Origin of the sequence: Rhizobium sp. RAF36 (assembly GCF_052114105.1) — a bacterium.
In the GTDB taxonomy this organism is placed as follows: domain Bacteria; phylum Pseudomonadota; class Alphaproteobacteria; order Rhizobiales; family Rhizobiaceae; genus Rhizobium.
Genome location: NZ_JBFREC010000010.1, coordinates 118,022 through 140,304, shown reverse-complemented (window position 1 = coordinate 140,304; position 22,283 = coordinate 118,022). Strand labels below are relative to the sequence as shown.

22 protein-coding genes are annotated in these 22,283 nt (G+C 61.1%); 7 read left to right on the top strand and 15 right to left on the bottom strand.

Going from position 1 to position 22,283, the window contains the following annotated elements; translation table 11 throughout:
* Positions 1–426, bottom strand: a complete 426-nt coding sequence (locus AB4Z25_RS26095) for a VOC family protein (RefSeq protein WP_442210044.1) — start codon at positions 424–426, stop codon at positions 1–3.
* Between the two features lie 81 nt (positions 427–507).
* Between AB4Z25_RS26095 and AB4Z25_RS26090 the strand changes: the two genes are divergently transcribed.
* Complete coding sequence (locus AB4Z25_RS26090; protein WP_112537086.1) at positions 508–1,083, top strand: TetR family transcriptional regulator; 576 nt, start codon at positions 508–510, stop codon at positions 1,081–1,083.
* On the opposite strand, the gene nth is transcribed toward AB4Z25_RS26090, so the two are convergent.
* Positions 1,048–1,851: an endonuclease III gene (gene nth, locus AB4Z25_RS26085; RefSeq protein WP_442210042.1), complete on the bottom strand. Its 804-nt coding sequence runs from the start codon at positions 1,849–1,851 to the stop codon at positions 1,048–1,050. The two genes, AB4Z25_RS26090 and nth, sit on opposite strands and share 36 nt — an antisense overlap.
* On the opposite strand from nth, the gene AB4Z25_RS26080 reads away from it, so the two are divergent.
* Both AB4Z25_RS26080 and AB4Z25_RS26075 read left to right on the top strand, forming a co-directional pair.
* On the top strand, positions 1,850–2,347 hold the full coding sequence (locus AB4Z25_RS26080; RefSeq protein WP_112537121.1) for a DUF2244 domain-containing protein: 498 nt from the start codon (positions 1,850–1,852) through the stop codon (positions 2,345–2,347). The two genes, nth and AB4Z25_RS26080, sit on opposite strands and share 2 nt — an antisense overlap.
* A gap of 69 nt (positions 2,348–2,416) precedes the next feature.
* Complete coding sequence (locus AB4Z25_RS26075) at positions 2,417–3,289, top strand: bifunctional helix-turn-helix domain-containing protein/methylated-DNA--[protein]-cysteine S-methyltransferase (protein WP_112537084.1); 873 nt, start codon at positions 2,417–2,419, stop codon at positions 3,287–3,289.
* A 10-nt stretch (positions 3,290–3,299) separates the two neighbouring features.
* On the opposite strand, the gene AB4Z25_RS26070 is transcribed toward AB4Z25_RS26075, so the two are convergent.
* A complete protein-coding gene (locus tag AB4Z25_RS26070; RefSeq protein WP_112537083.1) occupies positions 3,300–4,280 on the bottom strand; it encodes a sugar-binding transcriptional regulator in 981 nt (326 codons plus the stop codon).
* A 434-nt stretch (positions 4,281–4,714) separates the two neighbouring features.
* On the opposite strand from AB4Z25_RS26070, the gene tal reads away from it, so the two are divergent.
* Together tal and AB4Z25_RS26060 are read left to right on the top strand one after the other, a co-directional pair.
* Positions 4,715–5,680: a transaldolase gene (tal, locus tag AB4Z25_RS26065; RefSeq protein WP_112385645.1), complete on the top strand. Its 966-nt coding sequence runs from the start codon at positions 4,715–4,717 to the stop codon at positions 5,678–5,680.
* 93 nt (positions 5,681–5,773) lie between these two features.
* Positions 5,774–6,439, top strand: coding sequence for a DUF1345 domain-containing protein (locus tag AB4Z25_RS26060; protein WP_112537082.1), 666 nt, complete (start codon positions 5,774–5,776; stop codon positions 6,437–6,439).
* Positions 6,440–6,457: 18 nt separating this feature from the next.
* Here the strand turns inward: AB4Z25_RS26060 and AB4Z25_RS26055 are convergent, their stop codons facing one another.
* Complete coding sequence (locus AB4Z25_RS26055; RefSeq protein WP_112385643.1) at positions 6,458–6,631, bottom strand: DUF1328 domain-containing protein; 174 nt, start codon at positions 6,629–6,631, stop codon at positions 6,458–6,460.
* A 275-nt stretch (positions 6,632–6,906) separates the two neighbouring features.
* Between AB4Z25_RS26055 and AB4Z25_RS26050 the strand changes: the two genes are divergently transcribed.
* Positions 6,907–7,539, top strand: coding sequence for a YjbE family putative metal transport protein (locus AB4Z25_RS26050; protein WP_112537081.1), 633 nt, complete (start codon positions 6,907–6,909; stop codon positions 7,537–7,539).
* Here AB4Z25_RS26050 and AB4Z25_RS26045 read toward each other — a convergent pair.
* The 7 genes from AB4Z25_RS26045 to AB4Z25_RS26015 all read right to left on the bottom strand — a co-directional run bounded on the left by AB4Z25_RS26045 (position 7,536) and on the right by AB4Z25_RS26015 (position 15,411).
* Positions 7,536–8,633, bottom strand: a complete 1,098-nt coding sequence (locus AB4Z25_RS26045) for a helix-turn-helix transcriptional regulator (RefSeq protein ID WP_112537080.1) — start codon at positions 8,631–8,633, stop codon at positions 7,536–7,538. The two genes, AB4Z25_RS26050 and AB4Z25_RS26045, sit on opposite strands and share 4 nt — an antisense overlap.
* A 173-nt stretch (positions 8,634–8,806) precedes the next feature.
* Complete coding sequence (locus tag AB4Z25_RS26040) at positions 8,807–10,234, bottom strand: gamma-aminobutyraldehyde dehydrogenase (protein WP_112537079.1); 1,428 nt, start codon at positions 10,232–10,234, stop codon at positions 8,807–8,809.
* A 48-nt stretch (positions 10,235–10,282) separates the two neighbouring features.
* Positions 10,283–11,098, bottom strand: a complete 816-nt coding sequence (locus AB4Z25_RS26035; RefSeq protein WP_112537078.1) for an ABC transporter permease — start codon at positions 11,096–11,098, stop codon at positions 10,283–10,285.
* Entirely contained in the window at positions 11,088–12,050 is a 963-nt protein-coding gene (locus AB4Z25_RS26030; protein ID WP_112537077.1) for an ABC transporter permease, read from the bottom strand. Before AB4Z25_RS26030 ends, AB4Z25_RS26035 begins: the two co-directional genes overlap by 11 nt.
* Positions 12,047–13,030 carry an ABC transporter ATP-binding protein gene (locus AB4Z25_RS26025; RefSeq protein WP_112537076.1) on the bottom strand — a complete coding sequence of 328 codons (984 nt, stop codon included), beginning with the start codon at positions 13,028–13,030 and terminating at the stop codon, positions 12,047–12,049. Before AB4Z25_RS26025 ends, AB4Z25_RS26030 begins: the two co-directional genes overlap by 4 nt.
* A gap of 187 nt (positions 13,031–13,217) precedes the next feature.
* Positions 13,218–14,378 carry an ABC transporter substrate-binding protein gene (locus AB4Z25_RS26020; protein WP_112537075.1) on the bottom strand — a complete coding sequence of 387 codons (1,161 nt, stop codon included), beginning with the start codon at positions 14,376–14,378 and terminating at the stop codon, positions 13,218–13,220.
* 121 nt (positions 14,379–14,499) lie between these two features.
* Entirely contained in the window at positions 14,500–15,411 is a 912-nt protein-coding gene (locus tag AB4Z25_RS26015) for a LysR family transcriptional regulator (protein ID WP_112385636.1), read from the bottom strand.
* Positions 15,412–15,590: 179 nt separating this feature from the next.
* Here AB4Z25_RS26015 and AB4Z25_RS26010 point away from each other — a divergent pair, with 179 nt between their 5' ends.
* Positions 15,591–16,343, top strand: a complete 753-nt coding sequence (locus tag AB4Z25_RS26010; RefSeq protein ID WP_112537074.1) for a hypothetical protein — start codon at positions 15,591–15,593, stop codon at positions 16,341–16,343.
* An 87-nt stretch (positions 16,344–16,430) separates the two neighbouring features.
* Here AB4Z25_RS26010 and lysS read toward each other — a convergent pair whose 3' ends face one another.
* From lysS to AB4Z25_RS25990, 4 genes are all read right to left on the bottom strand, one after another.
* Positions 16,431–17,927 (bottom strand): lysine--tRNA ligase, encoded by a 1,497-nt coding sequence (gene lysS, locus AB4Z25_RS26005; RefSeq protein WP_112537073.1) that lies wholly within the window; start codon positions 17,925–17,927, stop codon positions 16,431–16,433.
* Positions 17,928–17,943: 16 nt separating this feature from the next.
* Complete coding sequence (gene gltX, locus AB4Z25_RS26000; protein WP_112537072.1) at positions 17,944–19,401, bottom strand: glutamate--tRNA ligase; 1,458 nt, start codon at positions 19,399–19,401, stop codon at positions 17,944–17,946.
* Between the two features lie 194 nt (positions 19,402–19,595).
* Positions 19,596–21,365 (bottom strand): SLC13 family permease, encoded by a 1,770-nt coding sequence (locus AB4Z25_RS25995; RefSeq protein WP_112537071.1) that lies wholly within the window; start codon positions 21,363–21,365, stop codon positions 19,596–19,598.
* A 91-nt stretch (positions 21,366–21,456) separates the two neighbouring features.
* The gene (locus AB4Z25_RS25990; protein WP_442210035.1) at positions 21,457–22,212 is read right to left on the bottom strand and encodes a bestrophin-like domain; all 756 of its coding nucleotides are present in this window, start codon (positions 22,210–22,212) and stop codon (positions 21,457–21,459) included.
* Between the last annotated feature and the right edge of the window lie 71 nt (positions 22,213–22,283).

Genomic DNA, 22,283 nt, shown 5'->3' with positions numbered 1-22,283 from the left:
TCAGGCGGGCAGGGCCGAGGCGTCGTACATGGCGGCGAATTCGGCGCTCGGCGGGATCGGCTTGATGATGTCGATCAGCACGCCGTTGGGGTCGGCGGTGATGAAGTGCCGCTGGCCGAAATCCTCGTCACGCAAATCGCGCATGATCGGCAATCCCGCGGCCTTGCAGGCCGCGTAGATGGTATCAACATCCTCGACCTCGAAATTCAGAAGCAGGCCGGAGACCTTGCCGCGCGCTTGCTCGGGGATGGTCTCGTGGCCGCCGTCCAGGATCGCGAGGTTGATCCGCTCGTCTTCGGCGGATTGAAGGTGGACATACCAGTCGCTTTCGAAAAGCGCCTGAAAGCGGAGATGCGTCATGTAGAAAGCCGCCGTTGCCGCCACGTCGCCGGTCATGATGACCGGATAATAGCTCGTCGATTTCATTTCATTAATCCGTTTTAATTTACGTACAGATTGTATGTTTTTTCATTTAACATACATGCAGCGTGTATGTAAATAGGTGATATGACCAGGACCAATCGCGAACGAACCGAACAGACGCAGCAGGCACTGATCGCGGCTGCGCGCCGCCTCTTTGTCGACAAAGGCTATGCCGAGACCGCGACGCCGGACATCGTCTCGGCGGCGGGCGTGACGCGGGGGGCTCTCTATCACCATTTCGAAGACAAGCGGGCGCTGTTCCGAGCGGTAATCGAGCTGGAGGCGGAAAAGGTGGCAGAGGAGATCGAGAGCCATTCGGCGGATGCGGGATCTCCAAGGGATGCACTGCTCACGGGTGCATCGGCCTATTTCGATGCCATGGCGGCGGAGGGACGTACACGGCTGCTGCTGCTGGAGGCGCCAGCGGTTCTCGGCGCCGAGGCTTCGGCGATCGACCGGGAGAATGCGGAGGAAAGCCTGCGCCGGGGTTTGGCGGCGATGCTGCCCGCCGCGGCGGCGCAGCTGGGACCGCTGACGGCATTGTTGTCGGCCGCCTTCGACCGTGCTGCGATCGAGATCGAGCAGGGTGGGGTGCGGGCAGATTACGAACAGGCGATCGCCGGCCTAGTCGACGGCCTCGCCGATCATCTGCGGCGGTAGCTCGACGAGCGGCGCGGGGATGTCCCACGTCTTCTCGGCAGACTTGCAGATATCGGCGATGACGCAGCGCTCGCATTCGGGGCGTCTCGCCTTGCAGGTATAGCGGCCATGCAGGATCAGCCAGTGGTGCGCGTGGTAGAGATACTGCTTCGGCACCACCTTCATCATGCGCTCTTCGACCTCATCGGGCGTCTTGCCCGGCGCGAGCCTGATGCGATTGGCGATGCGGAAGATGTGCGTATCGACGGCCATGGTGGCCTGGCCGAAAGCCATGGAAAGGACCACGTTGGCGGTCTTGCGGCCGACGCCTGGCAGGCGGATCAACTCTTCGCGCGTCTGCGGCACGACACCGCCGAACTCATGGACCAGCATCTGCGACAAGGCGATGACGTTCTTCGCCTTGTTGCGATAGAGGCCGATCGTCTTGATGTAATCGCGGACCTTTTCCTCGCCGAGGGCAAGCATCTTTTCCGGCGTATCGGCAGCCTTGAAAAGCGCCCGCGTCGCCTTGTTGACGCCGGCGTCGGTCGCCTGCGCCGAGAGCGCCACGGCAACCACCAGGGTGAACGGGTTGCTGTGCTCCAGCTCGCCCTTCGGTTCCGGCCGCTGGATCGAGAAGCGGCGGAAAATCTCTTCCCGCTCGGCTTTGGAATAGGCGCTGCGGACCGCCGCCGTCTTGCGTCGGGCGATCACTTTTGAGTTTTGCGAAATGCGGGAAGCGGATTTGAGTTTCGGTTCGGCCATCGACAATCTATACTCACCAGCCATGACGGAAAGCAACGCCGACAGCGCGGTCGAACAGCCTGTTTTCGCCGCCGAACTCTTCCCCTACCGGTCGCTCGGCCGCAAGGGATTTCGTGTGCTGCTGGTGCTCTCTGGCGCCGTCTGCTTCATGCATGCGGTATTCTTCGTCGCGACTGGCGCCTGGCCGATCGGCTTTTTCTTCGGTCTCGATTTCGCGCTTCTCTACGGTGCCTTCTGGCTGAACTACCGCTCCGGCCGTGCGCGGGAGGAGGTCACCGTTTCGCGAAGCGACGTGGCGATCCGCAAGTTTGCGCCTTCAGGCAAGATGATCGAACACCATTTCAATCCGTTCTGGACCCGCTTCCTGGTGCGGCGACACGAGGAGATCGGCATTCTCTCGATGCATGTTGCGGGTGAGGGGCGGCGCACGGATATCGGCTCGTTCCTCAATCCCGATGATCGCGAAAGTTTCGCCAAGGCCTTCAAGGGCGCGCTGGCGACGGTGAAGCAGCGGATCTGAAAGCCGCGCAAGAAACGGGTGGTTTCGCAGATCCCGCTTGATTATCTCCTTGATACAAGGAGAAATACGATGAACATGATCGCAAATCTGAACAGAGACATCACGCCTGATGGTCCCGATTACGAGACCGTTCGCCGGGTCATCGAATTGATCACCGAGGATTATCGCGACCAGCCTTCGCTGGAAGACATCGCCGCGCGCCTCAACCAATCGCCGACGCAATTGCAGAAGACCTTCACGCGCTGGGCCGGGCTTTCGCCTAAGGCCTTCCTGCAGGCAGTGACGCTCGATCACGCCAAGCGGCTGCTGCGCCAGGAAGAGCTGCCGTTGCTGGAGACGTCTTTCGAGGTCGGTCTCTCCGGCCCCAGCCGTCTGCACGATCTGTTCGTCACCCATGAGGCCATGTCTCCGGGCGAGTGGAAGGCAAGGGGCGGCGGACTGACCATTCGCTACGGTTTCCACACCTCGCCCTTCGGTGTCGCCCTGGTGATGGCCACCGATCGCGGACTGGCCGGGCTCGCCTTCAGCGATCTCGGCGACGAGGCGGCCTGCCTGGAGGATATGACCTGCCGCTGGCCGAATGCCGCGTATGTCGAAGACCAGCAGGCGACGGCGCCTTATGCCGAGCGGATCTTCCAGCCGGGCAAATGGTCATCCGAGCAGCCGCTTCGCGTCGTGCTGATCGGTACCGATTTTCAGGTGCGGGTCTGGGAAAGCCTGCTGAAGATCCCCTTCGGCAAGGCCGTGACCTATAGCGACATCGCCAATGACATTGGCAGCCCGAAGGCCATGCGCGCAGTCGGTGCGGCTGTCGGTGCCAACCCGATCTCCTTCGTCGTGCCGTGCCACCGCGCACTCGGCAAGAGCGGAGCGCTGACGGGATATCACTGGGGGCTGACGCGCAAGCGGGCGATGCTTGGCTGGGAGTCGGCGCACGCCTGACCGGGTGCGTTCAGGCCGCAGCCAATTCCAGCAGCGCCTTGGCCGCGCTCTCGTCGGTGATCAGCGTATTGCAGCCGATCCGCTTGATCGTGGCGCGAATAGCGGTGGCGCGGTGTGCGCCGCCGGAGGAGAGCACGATGTGCTTTGCCTTTTTCAGCGTGTCGAGATCGACCGACATGACGCGGCTGTTGATCGAGTGATTGACGGTGTTTCCGTCCTTGTCGAGGAAGTTGAACATCGTGTCGCAGACACAGCCGGCGTCGATAAGCTCCTGCAGCTCGGTCTTCGAAATCCATCCCTCGGAGAGTGAGGTCGAATGCGGACCGATATCGCCGCAAGAGACGATCGCCAGATCGAGGCTCTCGGCGAGCCGGTAGATCGAGTCCAGGCCGCATTTTTCGATCAGATTACGTTTGGTCTCTATGGAATCGACCAGCAGCGGAGCCAGGAACATGTAGCACTCGGCGCCGAGCTGGCTCGCCAGCCGCCAAGTGTAATCGATCGGATTGGTTTGATGCACGGCAACGACGCCTCCAAGCAGCGAGACGACCTTGCAATTGTCGCGCCGTGGCGATCGGAAGCTCGATAGCGAAGCGGTCATCGTCCGCCCCCAGCCGACGCCGATCGTGTAATTGTCGGGGATCGCTTCGGAGAGAAACTGGCCGAGCGCCAGGCCGACGCTTTTCGCCAACGCATTAACGTCGCTGTTTGCGGGGGAGGGCACGACGATCGCCTCATCGAGGCCGTAGGCACGCTCAAGCTTGACGGACAGCTCGACACAGTCACCGATCGAATCGTTGATCCAGATCTGCACTTCGCTGCGCTTCATCGCTTCGTCGAGGAGGCGGATGACGGTGGTGCGGCTGATGCCGAGTTGCTCGGCAACGTCCTTCTGCGTGAGGCCCTGATTGTAGTAGAGCCACGCCGCCCTGAGCCTCAGCGAGGAAGCTTCGGAATAAGCGGTGTGCGTGCCGCGCTTCAGCTTGACCACATCTTCTCCCGCGAGAATTTCACCCTAATTGCCTGCAGCAAGCGAAAGGCGCTCGGGCATCGCATTGTTCCCGCCGATAATGACGGGTGTGACACTTATGTCAATTGAAATGCACAAATGTCCTTGACTTTCGATGAACGGAATTGCGATATTATCCGCGACAGACGTCGTTCTTGTCCGTCCGAGGAGGACATTGTGCGGGCATACGGAAAGTCAGGACCGGCCTTGGTGCCGCAGGCATTGCCTGCGCCGAATTATCGCGCCATTCTTTCGGCTCCGGCCCGGAACATTGCCGGTGCAACTCCCGTTAGCTCAACAGCCGTGATGGAGCCGCGCTTCTTCGCCTGCAACACGAACGTCAGCATTCCGTAGATCACCTCTTTTCCGGGCGAAGGTCGCGCCGGTTCGCAGCTCAGTCACAAAGGATTTTGACCATGACATCCAAGCTTGACCAACTCCGCGAGATAACCACGGTGGTTGCCGATACCGGCGACATCGAGGCGGTGGCGCGCCTGAAGCCCGTCGATTGCACCACGAACCCGAGCATCGTTCTGAAGGCACTCGGCACGCCGATGTTTGCCGACGCGATCAAGGAAGGCGTTGCCTGGGGCAAGAAGCAGGGCGGCAATGCCGAGGCTGTTTCGGCCGCCGTTGCCGATCGCCTGGCGATCTCCGTCGGCGCTGCGCTCTCGAAGCTGGTGCCTGGCCGCGTCTCGACGGAAGTCGATGCCGACCTTTCCTTCGACACCAAGGCTTCGATCGACAAGGCTCACAGCATCATCGCCGGCTACAAGGAACGTGGCATCGAGAAGGACCGTATCCTGATCAAGCTCGCCTCCACCTGGGAAGGCATCCGCGCTGCCGAAGTGCTGCAGAAGGAAGGCATCGACTGCAACCTGACGCTGCTCTTCTCGAAGGCACAGGCCGTCGCCTGCGCCGACGCCAAGGTTTTCCTGATCTCGCCCTTCGTCGGCCGTATCCTCGACTGGTACAAGAAGTCGACGGGCAAGGATTACACGCCTGAGGAAGATCCGGGCGTGGTCTCTGTTCGCGACATCTACAACTACTACAAGGCCAATGACATCAAGACGATCGTCATGGGTGCCTCGTTCCGCAGCGCCGGTGAAATCGAAGCGCTGGCCGGTTGCGACCGCCTGACGATTGCGCCGAACCTGCTCGATGAACTGTCGAACGACCAGGGCAAGCTCGAGCGCAAGCTGTCGCCGGAGACGGTGAAGCCGGCCGCGAAGATCAGCGTCGATGAAAAGACGTTCCGCTGGATGATGAACGAAGATGCGATGGCGACCGAAAAGCTCGCTGAAGGCATCCGCGCGTTCGCCAAGGATCTCGGCACGCTGCGCGGCATGGTGCAGAAGGAACTGCAGCTCGCTGCTGCCTAAGGCCTTTACACAAGCCCTTGAAAAGGCCCGGACGCCGATGGTGTCCGGGCCTTTTTCATGTTTCATATCATGATCTGAGACGGGAGAAGCGGAATGGCAGGCGGGAAGCGCTCTGGGTTTATGACCTACGCAATCAGGCATGGCAGTTTCATCATCGCCTTCGCTGCCGGGTTTGCCGTCTTCCTGCTGCTGACGTCGCGCGATGTGAATGCCAAGAACATGCTGGTCGGCTGGAATGTGACGGCGATCGTCTTCATCGCCATCAGCTGGCGCAAGATGCTGCGGGCGACCGTTTCCGATATCCGCCGCCGCTCCGAAGACCTCGATTTTTCCGATACTTTCGTGCTGTTCCTGTCGATCGCCGCCGCAGTTGCAAGCATTGCCGGCATCGGTCTCGAGCTGCATTCGGTCAAGGACGCGCCTGCCGACGTGGCGCTGGAACGCGCGATGGCGGCGATCGTCACCATCCTGATTTCCTGGGTTTTCCTGCACACGCTCTTCACCATCCACTATGCCCACCGCTTCTACGGCGGGCGGGACAAGGCTGAAGGTCTGGTTTTCCCGGACAAGATAGAGGAGCCCATCTATTGGGACTTCCTCTATTTCTCCTTCACCATCGGTGTCGCCGCGCAGACGGCCGATATCGGCCTGTCCTCCCGCACGATGCGCAAGATCGCGCTGCTGCATGCCGTACTGTCGTTTCTCTTCAACACGACAATCCTGGCGCTGGCGATCAATGTCGGGGCGAGCCTGCTCTGAGGCTCGCCGTTTTTGGCGCTAGAGGATCGCCTGTCCCGCCATCAGTGCAAGGACGAGGAAGATCAGGAAGATCACCAGCGCGATGCCGAAGAGGACGCGCGCGATCGTCGCGGTCGCAGCGGATATGCCGGAGAAGCCGAAGAAGCCGGCGATCAGCGAAATGACGAAAAATATGAGAGCCCACTTAAGCATGGAGGTTTCCTCTGTGTTGGACGCAGAAGAAGACGCGGAAGACGGCAATTTGTTCCCGTCGCATAATAAAATCGATTGAAATAACAGGCGATTTTCCAATCCGCCTTTATCGGCCGGTCGCAGGGCTTTTCAACCGGGCCCTGATCTGTTTCAAACTTTTTCCAGGAAGAGCCCCCAATTCCTAAGGGTCACGATCTGCCGCGTATCCACGCTGCAGGCGCGCTGAAGGCGTGGGGATCTTCTCATCGATTTGCCCCATCGACGAAAGTGCCTTGATGTCCTCCTTCTTTGATCCCGCCGTCATTTCCATCTATCTCGAAGTCATCATGATCAACATCATCCTCTCCGGGGATAATGTGATTGTCATCGGCATGGCGGCGGCCGGTCTGGCGCCGGAGCTGCGCGGCAAGGCGATCGTGGCGGGCATTGCCGCGGCCGCGGTGATCCGCATCGTCTTCGCCATCATCGCCGCCGAGCTGCTCGTCATCAAAGGGATCAACCTGATCGGCGGCTTCCTGCTGCTCTGGATCTGCTGGACGATGTTCAAGGAACTTCGGGAGGCGGGCGAAGAAGAGGGTGGCGATGACGCGGCCGGGCATCATGCGCATAAGCCGAAGCTTCTGCGTCAGGCGATCGGGCAGATCATCTTCGCCGACCTTTCTATGTCGCTCGATAATGTGCTGGCGGTGGCGGGTGCCGCGAAATCGAACATGACGGCGCTGGTTTTCGGCCTCATTCTCTCGGTCGTGCTCATGGGCGTTGCCTCGAATTTCGTCGCCAAGCTGCTTAGCCGCTTCCGCTGGATCGGTTGGATCGGTCTGGCCATCATCGTCTATGTGGCGCTCGACATGATCTGGGAAGGCGGCTGGGAAGTATGGGCGCTGTATGGCGCCCAGGTGGGGGCCTAAGACTTCAGGCCTGAAAGCAGGGCGATCAGCTGCGCCTGCCGTTGAGTGCCCGTCTTGGCGAGTACGCGTTTGACGTAGCCGCGCGCCGTTTCATATTGCAGTCCGCAAATGGTGGCGATCTCCCGCGGCGAGGAGCCGTCAAGCAGCAGTTTTGCCACCGTGGCTTCCTGCGGTGTGAGTGCAAAGGTGCTGCGCAGCAGCTCAATGCTCGGCCCCTCGCGTTCGGCGAGGTCGGTGATCAGGACGACAACGCTGGAATGGGCAAAGAGGTCTGCGGCGAGGCCCTGAAGCTTCTGGACGCGGGCGACCAGCGGCGGCTTTCCGGTTCGGGATATGCGGACAGAAGGAAGATCGATGAACAACGCACCATCGGCCGCCGACAGGACCTGCCGCTGCAGCTGCGCCGCCTCGCTCTGCTTCACCGAGAAGAACTCGCCGCCTGCGACGCGGACTTCGTCATCGAGCAGCTTTTCGGCCCGGCTGTTGAGATAGGTGATCCGTCCTTTGCGATCGAAGAAGATTGCTGCGGCGGCAGTGAGGTCGAAGGCGTCTGCCATGCCGCCGACCTTTGCCGCATCGAGGGTCCGGACGATCTCCGCGGCGGCCGAGAGCCGGGATTGCATGGCGAGCAGCAGCGGTTCGTCGGAGCGGTCGAAGGGCGTGTCGTTCATGCCCCGCTGCAGATTGATGCTGAGGGTGCTGCCCCTGATTTCGAAGAGGACCATTGCGGAATAGCGCAGCCCGAAGCGCGCCAGGAAGTCGGCATAGAAGGCCTGGCGCTCAAAATCGGCGCTGTTTGCGATGTCGTGCTCGATCACCACGCCCTTGCTGAGGCCGATCGGCAGGCCGCGCTCGCGAAAGTCGCGCTTGTACCAGCCTTCGGCAAAATAGACGTCGAAGGCCTCCAGAAAATTGGGGGTGGTGAGCACGCCAGCTTCGAATTTTCCACGCACAGGCATGATGTGTGCCCCGGCCGAACCGGTCGCGCGGCTGATCGCCTCCAGCGTGCCAGCCCAAGTCTCCGGCATCAATGCGGAATCCATCAAGCCGGCAAGTGCGCGCTCGAGTTCTGCAATATTAATTACCGATGCCATTGAAACTTATCAGCCTTCGTAGCCCCCCGCGGCCATTGCCAAGGCTTTGCTCAAATATGGAGCAGATGTTCGTTCAACGCAATATTGAAATATATCAACAAAAAGACCGCCGTAGTTGTTCACGGCGGCCTCGTATCACAAATATGTTATTGCAATAACCCCTTCGGGTTATTTCATCGGTGGTTGATCATTACGTGGCGGACCGCCGTGTAGTCTTCCAGAGCATAGACCGACATGTCCTTGCCGTAGCCGGATTGCTTGACGCCACCATGCGGCATCTCGTTGACCAGCATGAAATGCGTATTGATCCAGGTGCAGCCATATTGCAGGCGGGCTGCCGTCTTCATGCCGCGGCCGATATCCTTGGTCCAGACTGAGGAGGCCAGGCCGTAGTCGCTGTCATTCGCCCAGGTGACGGCATCCTCGACATCGCTGAAGCGGGTAACCGAGACCACGGGACCGAAGACTTCGCGGCGGACGATTTCATCGTCCTGCGTCGCGCCGGCGATGACCGTCGGGGTGAAGAAGAAGCCCTTGTCGCCGGAGGCCTTGCCACCGACGGTGACTTCCATGTGCTTGTGCTCGGAAGCCCGCGCGACAAAGCTCTCGACGCGGTCGCGCTGACGCTTGGAGATCAGCGGGCCGATCTCGTTTTCGGTGTCGTCGGCCTGGTTGAACTTGATTGAGGAGACGGCGGAGGAGAGATCAGCGACGAATTTGTCGTAGACCTTGGCGTCGGCATAGATGCGGCAGGCGGCGGTGCAGTCCTGACCGGCATTGTAATAGCCGAAGGTACGGATGCCGGCGACCACAGCGTCGATATCGGCATCGTCGAAGACGATGACGGGCGCCTTGCCGCCAAGTTCCAGATGGGTGCGCTTGACGGTCTTGGCGGCGGCCTGCAACACCTTTTTGCCGGTGGCGACATCGCCGGTGATCGAAACCATGCCGATCTTCGGATGGTTGATCAGCGCGTTGCCGACGCTCTCGCCGCGGCCGAGGATGACGTTGACGACGCCCTCGGGCAGGATTTCCGAGAGCAGCTTCGCCATCTTCAGCGCCGTTAGCGGCGTCTGTTCAGAGGGCTTGAAGACAACCGTGTTGCCGCCGGCGATCGCCGGTGCCAGCTTCCAGGCCATCATCATCAGCGGATAGTTCCAGGGCGCGATCGAGCCGACGATGCCGATCGGATCGCGGCGGATCATCGAGGTGTGACCGGGCAGGTATTCGCCGGCAGCTGGGGCATGCAGATTGCGCACGGCGCCCGCAAAGAAGCGGTAGCAATCGACGATCGCCGGGATTTCATCGTTGAGGACGGCGTTGATCGGCTTGCCGCAGTTCAGCGCTTCCAGCGCTGCGAAACCCTGCGCATCCCGCTCGATCGCGTCGGCGATCTTCAGGAGATAGGAGGAGCGCTCGCCGGGCGTCGTCTGCGACCAGCTCTTGAAGGCTTTTTCGGCGGAATCGACGGCGGCATCGACCTGGCCTAGCGACGCTTCCGGCAGATCCACCACCTTTTCGCCCGTCTTCGGGTTCAGGACGTGTTCTTCGGTTTCCGTGCCCGCTTCGAAGCGCGAGCCGATCAGCATTTGGGTGTCCATGATGTTCTCCCTTTTGTTCAGCGAGCGGATGGGGGCATCCCACTCTGGTTATTTTCCGGCGCCGGCAATCTGGTCGCCGTCGCGGGTGAGGTAATAGGCTGCGAGGATCGGCAGGAAGGTAACCAGCACGACGACCATGGCGACCACGTTGGTGACGGGGCGCTGGCGCGGGCGGATCAGCTCTTCCAGCATCCAGATCGGCAGCGTCGATTGCTGCCCGCCGGTGAAGGTGGTGACGATGACTTCGTCGAAAGACAGTGCAAAGGCAAGCATGCCGCCGGCCAAGAGCGCCGTGCCGATATTCGGCAGCACGACATGGCGGAAGGTCTGGAAGCCATCTGCGCCGAGATCCATCGAGGCCTCGATCAGCGAGCCTTGCGTACGCCGGAAACGGGCAACGGCGTTGTTATAAACGACGACGACGCAGAAGGTGGCGTGGCCGAGCACGATCGTCCAGACCGAGAATGGGATATCGAACAGGCTGAAGGCCGAGCGTAGCGCAATGCCGGTGATGATGCCAGGCAGGGCGATCGGCAGGATGACGAGCAGCGAGATGGCTTCGCGGCCGAAGAACTTCGTCTGGCTGACGGCAGCCGCACAGAGCGTGCCGAGCACCAGCGCGATGGCGGTTGCGATGCAGGCGACCTGAACGGACAGCCCCAATGCCGACCAGACATCCGGGCGGTTCCAGGCTATGCCGAACCACTGCAATGTCAGGCCTGGCGGCGGCCACTGATAGCTCTTCTCTTCCGTCGTGAAGGCATAGACGAAGATCAGCAGGATCGGCAAATGCAGGAAGAGCAGCCCGCCTGCAGCGGCGATCTTCAGGACCAATGGGGATCGTTGTCCGCGATCAGAGCGCATCGAAAGCTCCCTGTTTTTTGGCTAGCCAGAGATAGATGGCCATCATGACGATCGGCACGACGGAGAAGGCGGCGGCGAGCGGGACGTTTCCGGCCGTGCCCTGCTGCGTATAGACCGCCTGACCGATGAAGAGGCGCGAGGAGCCGATGATCTGCGGGATGATGTAGTCGCCGAGCGTCAGCGAGAAGGTGAAGATCGAACCGGCGACGATGCCCGGCAGTGCCAGCGGGAAGAGCACGGTGCGGAAGGTCTGGCGCGGGGTGGCGCCGAGATCCGAAGAGGCCTCGATCAGGTTGCCGGGCACGCGCTCGAGGGCGGCCTGCGTCGGCAGGATCATGTAGGGCAGCCAGATATAGACGAAGACGATGAAGGTGCCGAGGTAGCTGACGGAGAGCGAATTGCCGCCGATAACGGGCAGGTTCAGGATGCCGTCGAGCAGCCAGGAGAGATAGAGCTTGTCGAAGAACCAGGTGAGGATGCCTTCCTTGGCGAGGATGAGCTTCCAGGCGTAGATCTTCACCAGATAGCTCGACCAGAGCGGCAGCATGATGCCGAGATAGAAGAGCGCTTTCCATTTTCCCTGCGCGTAACGCGCCGCATAATAGGCGATCGGGAAGGCGATGAATGCGGAGGCGATGGTGACAAGAGCCGCCATGACCACCGTGCGGACGATGATGTCGAAATTGGTCGGGTTCAGCAGCTGCGCATAGGTGGACAGCGTGAACTCGTAGCTAATCATCCCCGAGAAATCGTCGATCGAGAAGAAGCTCTGCAGCAACAGGGCGATCAGCGAGCCGATATAGATGACGCCGAGCCAGAGCAGCGGCGGTGTCAGCATCAGGAACAGCAGCAGTTTCGGGTGCCGCCAGAAGGCATCGGAAAGGCTGCCGAAGAAGCCGCCGCGGCCCGGCAGGATCGACGTGTCCTTGCCTGTCATCGCAATGGCGCTCATGCCGCGTCATCCATGTAGTGGACGTCGCCCGGCTGCCAGCCGAGGCGGACGCTGGAGCCAACGTCGGGCACATCGGTACCGGCGGGCAGCATCACATGCAGGCGGGTGCCGCGGATATCGACGGTCAGCCGCGTCGCGGCGCCGAGGAAGCTGGCGTTCTCGACCCTTGCCTCTGCGCCATCGCCGAGGCGGATCGCTTCGGGGCGAAGGCTCGCCCAGCGCTTTTCGCCACCGAGAGAGGCCATGAATTCCGGGGCGATGACGTTCGATGAGCCGACAAAATCGGCGACGAACCGCGTCTTCGGACGGCGGTAGATATCGTGCGGCGTGCCTTCTTGAACGATGCCGCCATCGTTGAAGACGGCAACACGGTCGGCCATGGACAGTGCCTCGCCCTGATCGTGGGTGACGAAGACGAAGGTGATGCCGAGGGCGCGCTGCAGGCTCTTCAGTTCCTCCTGCATCTGTTCGCGGAGTTTGAGATCGAGCGCGCCGAGCGGCTCGTCGAGGAGCAGCACCTTCGGTTTGTTGACGAGGGCGCGCGCCAGCGCCACGCGCTGGCGCTGGCCGCCGGACAGCTGGCCGGGACGGCGGCCGCCGTAACCGGGAAGCTTGACCAGTTCCAGCGCCTTTTCGGCTTCCCGCAGGCGCTCGGCCTTGCCGACGCCCTTGACCATCAGCCCGTAGGCGACGTTGTCGAGAATATTGAGATGCGGAAAGAGCGCGTAGTCCTGGAAGACGGTATTGACGTTGCGCCGGTACGGCGGAATGCCCTCGGCAGTCTCGCCGAAAATCTGGATATGCCCGCTGGTCGGCTGCTCGAAGCCGGCGATCAGCCGGAGGCAGGTGGTCTTGCCGGAGCCGGAGGGGCCGAGCATGGCGAAGAACTCGCCCGGCGCGATCTCGAGATCGACGCCATCGACGGCGCGAACCTGGCCGAAGTGACGCGAGACCTTCTGGAAACGGACGGCGGGTGTCATGTGGGGGCTCCGGGCGTGTCTAAGTGATGCTTCAATCTTGGCAAAATACCCCGCCCCAAACCCCTCCCCACAAGGGGGAGGGGCTTAACCCCGCCATTCCCTCTTGGAGAACTCAGACGTTGAGATTGGAGCGGAGCGGTGCATCGAGTAGCCCCTCCCCCTTGTGGGGAGGGGTTGGGGAGGGGACTTACCGCCCGCCGATCACGCCGACATAGTCGGAGACCCAACGATGGTACGGCACGCATTCGCTCTGCGTGGTGCACTTGGCAACCGGGGTCTTCCAGAACTTGATCTTGTCGAAGTGGTCGAAGCCGTTGGTGGCGCAACCGGTGTCGGTCATCAGTTCGTTGCCCTTGCAGGCTGCCGGAACCGAGGGAACGGCGCCGAACCAGGCAGCGGCGTCGCCCTGAACCTTGGCGGACAGCGAGTGTTCCATCCACATGTAGGCGCAATTCGGATGCTCGGCGTCGGCATGCAGCATCGTCGTATCGGCCCAGCCGGTGACGCCTTCCTCGGGGAAGGTCGAGGCGATCTTCTGCTTGTCGGCCTGCATCAGGTTGACCTGGAACGGCCAGGAACCGGAAGCGACGACGCCTTCGTTCTTGAAGTCGTCGATCTGGATCATCGCATCGTGCCAATAACGGGAAACGAGCTTGCGCTGGCCGCGCAGCAGGTCGAGCGCTGCCTTATACTGGTCTTCGTTGAGTTCGTAGGGATCCTTGATGCCGAGCTCCGGCTTGTGGGCCATGAGATACATGGCGGCGTCGGCGATATAGATCGCGCCGTCATAGGCCTGAACGCGGCCTTTGTTGGACTTGCCATCCGGCAGGGTTTCTTCCTCGAAGACCACCTTCCAGCTGGTCGGCGCCTTATCCTTGAAGGCGTCGGTGTTGTACATCAGCACGTTCGGTCCCCAGAGGTAGGGAACGCCGTAATGCACGCCGCCGACCGTGTACCACGGACCCTGCTGCAGGCGCGGATCGACATTCTTGAAGCTTGGGATCAGATCGGTGTTGATCGGCTGGACGCGCTTGCCGGCGATGAGGCGAAGCGAAGCGTCGCCGGAGGCGGTGACGAGGTCGAAGCCGCCTTCGTTCATCAGCGAGACCATTTCGTCCGACGTCGCGGCGGTCTTTACGGTGACCTTGCAGCCGGTGTCCTTTTCGAAGCCGGTGACCCAGTCGTAATTCTTGTCGGTTTCGCCGCGCTCGATATAACCAGCCCAGGCGACGATGCTGACAGCACCTTCACCCTTGCCCAACGTCTTCAGCGGTTCTGCGGCAATAACCTGCGTTGCGAAACTCAGGCACGCGAGTGCGGCCGTGCAGGATTTCAAGAGATTCGTCATCGTCTGTCTCCCGGTTTGAGCCGCTTATTGCGGCATTTTGTTCCCGGTTGAAAAGTTGCGATGAAAAATCCGCTTTCGCAAATTCATTTATCAGAAAGGTGATATCGGAAATTCCGATGGATCAGGAGCGGATACGGCCTGAGCGCATGCTTTCGGCGATGCCGACGAAATCGCGCGCCGCCTGCGGCAGGCTCGATCCCTTGCGCCAGACCATGCCGACCTGCACCACCGGCAGGGAGCCCGAGACATCGCGGCTCTCGATACGGTCGCCTTCCAGCGACCAGGGACGGTAAACGAGGTCGGGCAGCAGCGCGACACCAGCGCCGGTTGCGACGAGGCTTCGCACCGCTTCGACCGAGCGTGTGCGGAAGGCGACGTGCGGGCGGGCGCCGAGCGCCGAGAGCAGCTTGCCGGTATTCTCTTCGATTTCATCGACCGTCAGCATGATGAGTGGTTCGCGGGCGATATCGGCGACGGAGATGATGTCGGCGGAGACGAGCGGATGGCCCATCGGTAGCCACAGGCGGTAGGGCGAGGTCTCAAGAATTTCCGCCTGAAGTGCCATGCGGTCGCGCAGGTTGGAGATCACCATAACGGCGACATCGAGTTCGCCGCCGACCAGGAGATGCTCGAGATAACCGCCGTTGTCCTCAATGGCGCTGACATCGACACCCGGGCAGGCGCGGCGGTAACGGGCCAGAAGATCGGAGAGCACATAGCCGGCGACAAGCGATGTGACGCCGATATTCAGCGTTCCCGAGAGCGCACTTTGCTGTCCGGAAAAACTGGTGCGGGCATCCGAAACCGTTGCCAGGATTTTCGTCGCATGGCGGAGAAACTGATGGCCATTATGCGTGATGGTCAGTCCACGTGGGTGACGATCGAACAGCGTGACGCCGAGATCCGTTTCCAGTTCTTTCAGGGCTTCGGTGACGGACGATTGAGAGATCGAAAGGTTCTGCGCCGCGCGCGTCACCGAACCCTGTTCGGCAACGGCGACAAAATATTGGAGCTGACGAAGCGTGAAGGCCATGCGGCTTTAGAGCATGCCGAAATACAGCCTGACAAGTCTGTGAATATCCGGACCTTTTTTGGTGTTTTATTCTCACCGATGCGTTTTTACTGATGCCACTTAAGCATTCCGAAACGTCGTTTCACTAGCTTTCCGAACATGTATCGAGTTGGAGTCTTGTCGATGGCGGAGCAGTTGGCGTGAAGGCCTTACTGCGCATATTCCGGCCTTCCCGGAAGCTGGCAATCGTTATCGGCGGCATGGCGCTTTTCGCGGGCGCTTCCGGCGGCGCAGCGCTTTATATTGGCAAGGACAAGATTCTCGGCCCTCCGGCAGAGGAGGTCAACGGCGTTTCCTGTACCGATGTCACGCTGGTGACGATCAAAAAACAGGACCATGTCTGGCTCCGCAAATACATCAAGACCGAACCGACCGATGGCGTGACGCGTGTCCGCACCGCGCTTCGCGTGGCGCAGGCACTCTATAACGACAGCAAGCCCGATCTGGTGCAGGTCGTGGTGCTGGATCAGAACGGCCCGACCGTGCGTTCGGATATACGCGGCCGGGCGATCGGCGCCGATGTCGTCTATATTCCGCATCCGGAAAAGATGATCGAGGGTATCGACGACAAGCCGTTCACGGCGCGCTACTACGACGGCCAGGCAAGTGCCAACGGGCTGTTCTTCGGCGAGCGCGTCGATCTTCCCGAAACCGAAATCCAGGCACTGAACGCCTCGTTCAACGAGCATTCCGATTGCATCGATCCGACCGCTGTCGCCTCGACCGAAGGTGGAGAGGATGGCGGCAAGAAGGGCGGCAAGGGCCAGAAAGCCAAGGGCGGCGAGGGCGAGGGTGAAGCACCTGCTGCGGCCGAGGGCAAGGAAGGCGAAGCGCCGGCTGCCGAAGGTGGCGGCGAAGGCGGCGAGGCCGCGCCTGCCAAAAGCGGGCACTGAGATTTTCAACAGTTCAGCCGGTGACGGCAAAGAAAAAGCGGAGCGTCCTTTCGGGCGCTCCGCTTCCGTCGCTTAGAATATCTGTTCTCAGTCTGCCTTCGCGCGGCGGGCCGGGAAGAGAATGACGTCGCGGATCGATGGTGCGTTGGTGAGCAGCATGATCAGGCGGTCGATGCCGATGCCGAGGCCACCTGCGGGCGGCATGCCCTGGTCGATGGCGTCGAGGAACTCGTCGTCGAGCTGCTTGTCCTTTTCGCCGCGGGCGTGCGCCTGTTCCAGCTGCTCGACCATACGGCGGCGCTGCTCCTCGGGGTCGTTGAGCTCTGAGAAAGCGTTGCCGAGTTCCCAGGCGTTGCAATAGGTCTCGAAGCGTTCGACGAGGCGCGGTTCGCCCGGCACTTCCTTGGCGAAGGGCGAGATGTCCTTCGGGAAGTGCGTGACATGGCTCGGCTGGATCAGCGTGGCCTCGACCTTCTCCTCGAAGATGAAGGCCAGGCATTCGCCCCAGGTCCAGTCCTTCTCGACTTCGAAACCGGCAGCCTTGGCGGCAGCGCGGGCTTCTTCGTCGGTCTTCATCGCCAGGAAATCGATGCCGGTCACTTCCTTGACGGCATCCGGCATCGGCACGCGCTTAAACGGACCCTTGAAGGACAGCGTCTTGTCGCCGAACGGGAATTCGGTCGAGCCGTGGATCTGCAGTGCGAGTGTTTCGAACAGCCGCTCGACGAGGTCCATGATGTCCTCGTAGTCGGCATAGGCCCAGTAGCATTCCATCATCGTGAATTCAGGATTGTGCCGGGTGGAGACGCCTTCGTTGCGGAAGTTGCGGTTGATCTCGAACACCTTGTCGCTCAGGCCCGAAACCAGCGTACGCTTCAGAAACAGTTCCGGCGCAATGCGCAGGTACATGTCGAGCTTCAGCGTGTTGTGATGCGTCTTGAACGGCTCGGCGGTCGCGCCGCCATAGACCGAATGCAGCATCGGCGTCTCGATTTCCATGAAGCCGTCATTTTCCATGAAGCGGCGCACGCCCGAAACGATCTTCGAGCGCTGCTGGAAGCGGAGCTTGGACTCTTCGTTGGTCATGATGTCGAGATGGCGCTTGCGATAGCGGATCTCGATGTCGGAAATGCCGTGCCACTTCTCCGGCATGGGGAGAAGCGACTTGGTCAGCATGGTGATTTCGCGGGCGTTGATCGACAGTTCGCCGCGCTTGGTGCGGCGCACGGTGCCGGTGACGCCGATGATGTCGCCCATATCGATCATGCTGAGCATGTTGCGGGCTTCTTCCGGCGTCACGTCCTTGTGGCTGAAGATCTGGATCTTGCCGCCGGCGTCATGGATATCCATGAACATGCCGGAGTTGCGCGAGGAATAGACGCGCCCTGCGACGGTGACGACATCCTGCGTCTCGACGTCGGATTCCAGATCCTTGTACTTTTCTGACAGCTCGGCGTTGGTCATCGTCCGGTGGAAATGCGCCGGATAGACGTCGCCGATCTGCTCGCGCAGCAGCTTGAGCTTCTGGGCGCGCACTTCAGTGGCGTCGGAGGAAAGGGTCGCTGTTTCGGTCTTTTCGGTCATGGTGCATATGTCCGGTTCAGTTCTTCGGGCCGACGAGAGAGGCGACTGCCTGGGATGCGAGCTTGAGGCGCTGGCGCACGACCGAGCGGCCGAGGATCGCCATCGAGTCAAACAGCGGCAGCGAGCGCGACGAGCCGGAGACGGCAACGAAGAGCGGGGCTACCACGACCTTCAGCTTCTTGCCCATGCGGTCTGCGATGGCGCGCAGTTCGGCTTCGATCGTCTCGACATTCCATTCGAGGATTTTTTCGAGATCCGGCTGAACGGTGTTGAGGATATCGAGGATCTCTTCCGGCGGCGACTTGATCTTGGCGAAGGCCGAGGGATCGAGGCCGAGATCGGACTTCAGGAGGAAGCCTGCCAGCTCCGGCAGTTCGCCGAGCTTGGAAATGCGCGACTGAGACAAGCGCAGACCGGCCTTCAGGCGGTCGTTCTCCATCGCCCAGGTCAGGACGCGGGCCTGGAATTCCTCTTCCGACATCTTCTCGCGGATCCAGCGGCCGTTCAGCCAGTCGAGCTTCTGAATGTCAAAAATGGCGCCGGCCTTGGAAAGGTTCTCCGGGTCGAACTTGGCAGCGAGCTCCTCGATATCGAGCAGCTCCTCGCCTTCGGCGATCTGCACGAAGAACAGGCCGAGGAAGTTCATCAGCGCTTCCGGGATATAGCCGAGAGCGGAGTAATAGGAAATCGAGGTCGGGTTTTTGCGCTTCGACAGTTTCGACTTGTCGGCATTGCGCATCAGCGACAGGTGCATGAAGACAGGCGCTTCCCAGCCGAAATAGCGGTAGAGCAGGATGTGCTTCGGCACCGAGGCCAGCCACTCTTCGCCGCGGGCGACGTGGGTGATCTTCATCAGATGGTCGTCGATGACGTTTGCCATGTGATAGGTCGGCATGCCGTCGCCCTTGATGAGCACCTGCATATCGACACTGTCCCACGGGATAGACACGTCGCCGTAGACGCCGTCGTTGAAGTCGCAGGAGCCCTCAGCAGGGATCTTCATGCGGATCACCGAGCTTTCGCCTGCAGCCATCTTGGCGCTGACTTCTTCGGCCGAGTATTTCAGGCAGAGACCATCATATTTCGGCGCCTTGCCGGCGGCGCGCTGGGCTTCGCGCATCTGTTCCAGACGCTCGGGCGTGCAGAAACAGCGGAAGGCATGGCCCTTGTCGAGCAGTTCCTGGCCGTAGGGCGTGTACATGTCCTTGCGGTCGGACTGGCGATAGGGACCGTAGGGGCCGCCGACGTCAGGGCCTTCCGACCATTCGAGACCGCACCACTTCAGCGCGTCCAGCACCTTCTGCTCGAATTCCGGGGTCGAGCGGGTGGCATCGGTATCTTCGATGCGCAGGATGAACTCGCCGCCGTTCTTCTTGGCGAAGAGATAGTTGAAGAGTGCAATATATGCGGTGCCGACATGCGGCTCGCCGGTCGGCGAGGGAGCAATGCGGACGCGGACGCCGGAAGCTGTCATTTGTTTTGTGCCCGTCAAATGAATGCCGACGGCTTTTGCTGTGAAAAGCGGCGTGCGGCAGGAAGAATGCAGATAACTGGATCAGGAAACCGGCCGGATAAGGGCAAGTTGCGCACTTCGCCCGGCGATTGTCCGTTTGGCTGGCCTTAAGGCCATATTCGACCGCTGACGTCAAGAAAAATGGGCGCTCCGGCTCATTGCAGCGGCCAGACATAGAGCAGCATGGGAACGCTGACGAGGATGATGATGAAGGAAAGCGGCAGGCCGAGACGGGGGTAATCGCTGAAGCGATAACCGCCCGGGCCGAAGACCAGCGTGTTGCACTGGTGGCCGATCGGGGTGAGGAAATCGCAGCCGGCGCCGATCGCCACCGCCATTAGGAAGGCCTCCGGCTTGTAACCGAGCGTCTGAGCGAAGCTGGCGGAAATCGGCGCCATCACCAGCACGGTGGCGGCGTTGTTGAGGAAGGGCGTCACCGCCATCGCGGTGATCAGGATGAGTGCCAGCGCGCCGAATGGCGGCATCTGTGCGGCGAAGTGGCCGAGCCAGCCGGCAATCAGCTCGCTGCCGCCGGTGGTGCGCAGCGAGTCCGAGACCGGGATCAGGGCGGCAAGCATGATCAGGATCGGCCCGTCGAACGCCTTGTAGACATCGGCCAGCGGGATGACACGGAAGACCACCATAGCCAATGCGGCGCAGAAGAAGGCGGTTGCGACCGGCGCAAGGCCGGCCGCGGTGGCGCCCATGGCGGCAGCCAGGATCAGCAGCGGCACATAGGCGCGGCGCTGGGTGCCGAGCAGGATATCGCGCTGGGCAAGCGGCAGGCAGGCGAATTCCTGCAGGAAGGCCGGAAGGCTCTTGCGGCTGCCCTGGAGGACGAGGACGTCGCCCGATTTCAGCGTGACTTCGCTCAGCCGTTCGGTGAGCCGGTGACCCTGGCGGCTGACGGCTAGCAGATTGATGCGCCGGCGATTGAAAAGCGAAAGCTGGCGCGCCGACCAGCCGATGAGAGTCGATTCCGACGACACGACGGCCTCGATCGAGGTAACGTCGCCTTCTTCTTTCGCTGCCGGTATCTGCTTTCCTGACAGTTTGAGCTTGGCATTGGAAACTACCCGGTCGAGTGCCTCCGGGCCGCCCTCGAGCAGGATCGTGTCGCCCAGTTTCAGCGTCACATCGGGAAAGGGCGACAGGCGGGAATGCCCGCGCAGGATGGCCGTTGCCACCACCTCGCCATCGCCGAGCTGGAGGATATCGCGGAGCTTCTTGCCATCGAAGCCGGAGTCATCGACGACGGTGGCTTCCGAGAAATAGGTCTTCAAACCCAGTGCTTCTTCCAGCGACGGGTTTTCGTTTTCCCGCTCCGGGACCAGCCAGTGAAAGAAGATCAGGAAGAGCACGCCGACGACGGCAAGTGTCGCGCCGACGGGCGTGAAATCGAACATCGTGAAGGAGGTGCCGGTGATTTCCTCCCGCAGTCGGGAGACGACGATGTTCGGCGAGGTGCCGATCTGCGTCATCAGGCCGCCGAGCAGGGCCGCAAAACTCATCGGCATCAGATAGAGCGAGGGCGATTTCCCTGTCTTCTTCGAGAACTGGAAGGCGACCGGGATCATGATCGCAAGCGCGCCGATATTCTTGATGAAAGCGGAGAGCACGGCGACGACGATCAGCAACAGCGCCAACTGCGTATGCAGCGAATTGAGGTTCGGGAAGAAGCGTTTGATGGCGCTGTCGACGATGCCGGATCGCGCGACGCCGGCGCTCACCACCAGGGCGCTGCCGACGATGATGACGATGTCATCGCTGAACCCCGAGAAGGCCTTGTCGAAGGGGACGATGCCGACGCAGATCGCCAGCACCAGCGCGCAGCAGGCGACAAGATCATAACGGAAGCGGTCCCAGATGAAGACGGCCATCATCAGGCCAATGACGCCGAAGGCGAGAATCTGCGGGGTGGTCATGCTGCTCCAGAGGCTGGAATTCCTAACGCGAAGAAGCTCCGCGACAGGAGTAACTGTAACGCCGATTGCGCTTATCAATCCCGCCCGTGCATCATCGCTGCAGTTCGGCGAGCGCCCGGCGAAGCGGCGCGTCGGAAATCTGGATCATGCCGGCAAAGGGGATATCCATATCGAGCACGAGGTAGATCGACGCGGAAATCAGAAAGGCAGCAATCAGGAACATCGACAGCACGATGATATTCTTGGGCGCCCGGAACCCGAAACTCGCGAAGATCAACGTCAGCCAGGCCATCAGCATGAAGACCAGCGGCATCGGAATGACGCCCTCCGACTGCTCGACGATCACCCATCGCCGCTCGACGATGGTCTTGTATTGTTGCCGGGCGTCGGTCCAGAGCGCCATGTGATTGGGATCGGTTGGGTTCATGACGGCAATGTTGTTGCCGATGGCGTTCAGCGCCATTTCCGATTTGCGGTCGCTCTGGAGTACCGGATCCACGAGGCGCATCGGGCTGGCCAGCGCTTGCTCGACATAGTGGATCAGGCTGGCGCGGGTATCGTCGGCTTCCAGGCCATAGGTTCGCAAGGTGCGGTCGAGCAGGATGATTTCGGTGGCGAATGAATGGACGCTGTCGTCGATGCCGGCAAACGTGTTCTTCGAGGAATTGATCATCAGGCCGAAGACCAGCGAGGTCATGACGACGAAGATGTTGGCGACGAGGCGGACAACGGTATTGGTTTCTTCTTCGCGGTGGCGCGCCGGCAGCCGCGGATAGGCGACCATGGTGCCGATCGAGGCGATAGTCAGGCAGACGAACACTGATCCCGCAACAATGATCTCACGCACCCGAGATTTCCCCTCTCTTCTCTCCGTGGGGCACGTTAGCGCATGCGGAGGATTTTGGCATCAGGGCGGTT

Excerpts from the sequence above, each read along its gene's own strand:
- AB4Z25_RS26095 (WP_442210044.1), bottom strand. The coding sequence starts at position 426 with ATGAAATCGACGAGCTATTATCCGGTCATCATGACCGGCGACGTGGCG.
- AB4Z25_RS26090 (WP_112537086.1), top strand. The coding sequence starts at position 508 with ATGACCAGGACCAATCGCGAACGAACCGAACAGACGCAGCAGGCACTG.
- AB4Z25_RS26080 (WP_112537121.1), top strand. The coding sequence starts at position 1,850 with ATGACGGAAAGCAACGCCGACAGCGCGGTCGAACAGCCTGTTTTCGCC.
- nth (WP_442210042.1), bottom strand. The coding sequence starts at position 1,851 with ATGGCTGGTGAGTATAGATTGTCGATGGCCGAACCGAAACTCAAATCC.
- AB4Z25_RS26075 (WP_112537084.1), top strand. The coding sequence starts at position 2,417 with ATGAACATGATCGCAAATCTGAACAGAGACATCACGCCTGATGGTCCC.
- tal (WP_112385645.1), top strand. The coding sequence starts at position 4,715 with ATGACATCCAAGCTTGACCAACTCCGCGAGATAACCACGGTGGTTGCC.
- AB4Z25_RS26060 (WP_112537082.1), top strand. The coding sequence starts at position 5,774 with ATGGCAGGCGGGAAGCGCTCTGGGTTTATGACCTACGCAATCAGGCAT.
- AB4Z25_RS26055 (WP_112385643.1), bottom strand. The coding sequence starts at position 6,631 with ATGCTTAAGTGGGCTCTCATATTTTTCGTCATTTCGCTGATCGCCGGC.
- AB4Z25_RS26050 (WP_112537081.1), top strand. The coding sequence starts at position 6,907 with ATGTCCTCCTTCTTTGATCCCGCCGTCATTTCCATCTATCTCGAAGTC.
- AB4Z25_RS26045 (WP_112537080.1), bottom strand. The coding sequence starts at position 8,633 with ATGGCATCGGTAATTAATATTGCAGAACTCGAGCGCGCACTTGCCGGC.
- AB4Z25_RS26040 (WP_112537079.1), bottom strand. The coding sequence starts at position 10,234 with ATGGACACCCAAATGCTGATCGGCTCGCGCTTCGAAGCGGGCACGGAA.
- AB4Z25_RS26035 (WP_112537078.1), bottom strand. The coding sequence starts at position 11,098 with ATGCGCTCTGATCGCGGACAACGATCCCCATTGGTCCTGAAGATCGCC.
- AB4Z25_RS26030 (WP_112537077.1), bottom strand. The coding sequence starts at position 12,050 with ATGAGCGCCATTGCGATGACAGGCAAGGACACGTCGATCCTGCCGGGC.
- AB4Z25_RS26025 (WP_112537076.1), bottom strand. The coding sequence starts at position 13,030 with ATGACACCCGCCGTCCGTTTCCAGAAGGTCTCGCGTCACTTCGGCCAG.
- AB4Z25_RS26020 (WP_112537075.1), bottom strand. The coding sequence starts at position 14,378 with ATGACGAATCTCTTGAAATCCTGCACGGCCGCACTCGCGTGCCTGAGT.
- AB4Z25_RS26015 (WP_112385636.1), bottom strand. The coding sequence starts at position 15,411 with ATGGCCTTCACGCTTCGTCAGCTCCAATATTTTGTCGCCGTTGCCGAA.
- lysS (WP_112537073.1), bottom strand. The coding sequence starts at position 17,927 with ATGACCGAAAAGACCGAAACAGCGACCCTTTCCTCCGACGCCACTGAA.
- gltX (WP_112537072.1), bottom strand. The coding sequence starts at position 19,401 with ATGACAGCTTCCGGCGTCCGCGTCCGCATTGCTCCCTCGCCGACCGGC.
- AB4Z25_RS25995 (WP_112537071.1), bottom strand. The coding sequence starts at position 21,365 with ATGACCACCCCGCAGATTCTCGCCTTCGGCGTCATTGGCCTGATGATG.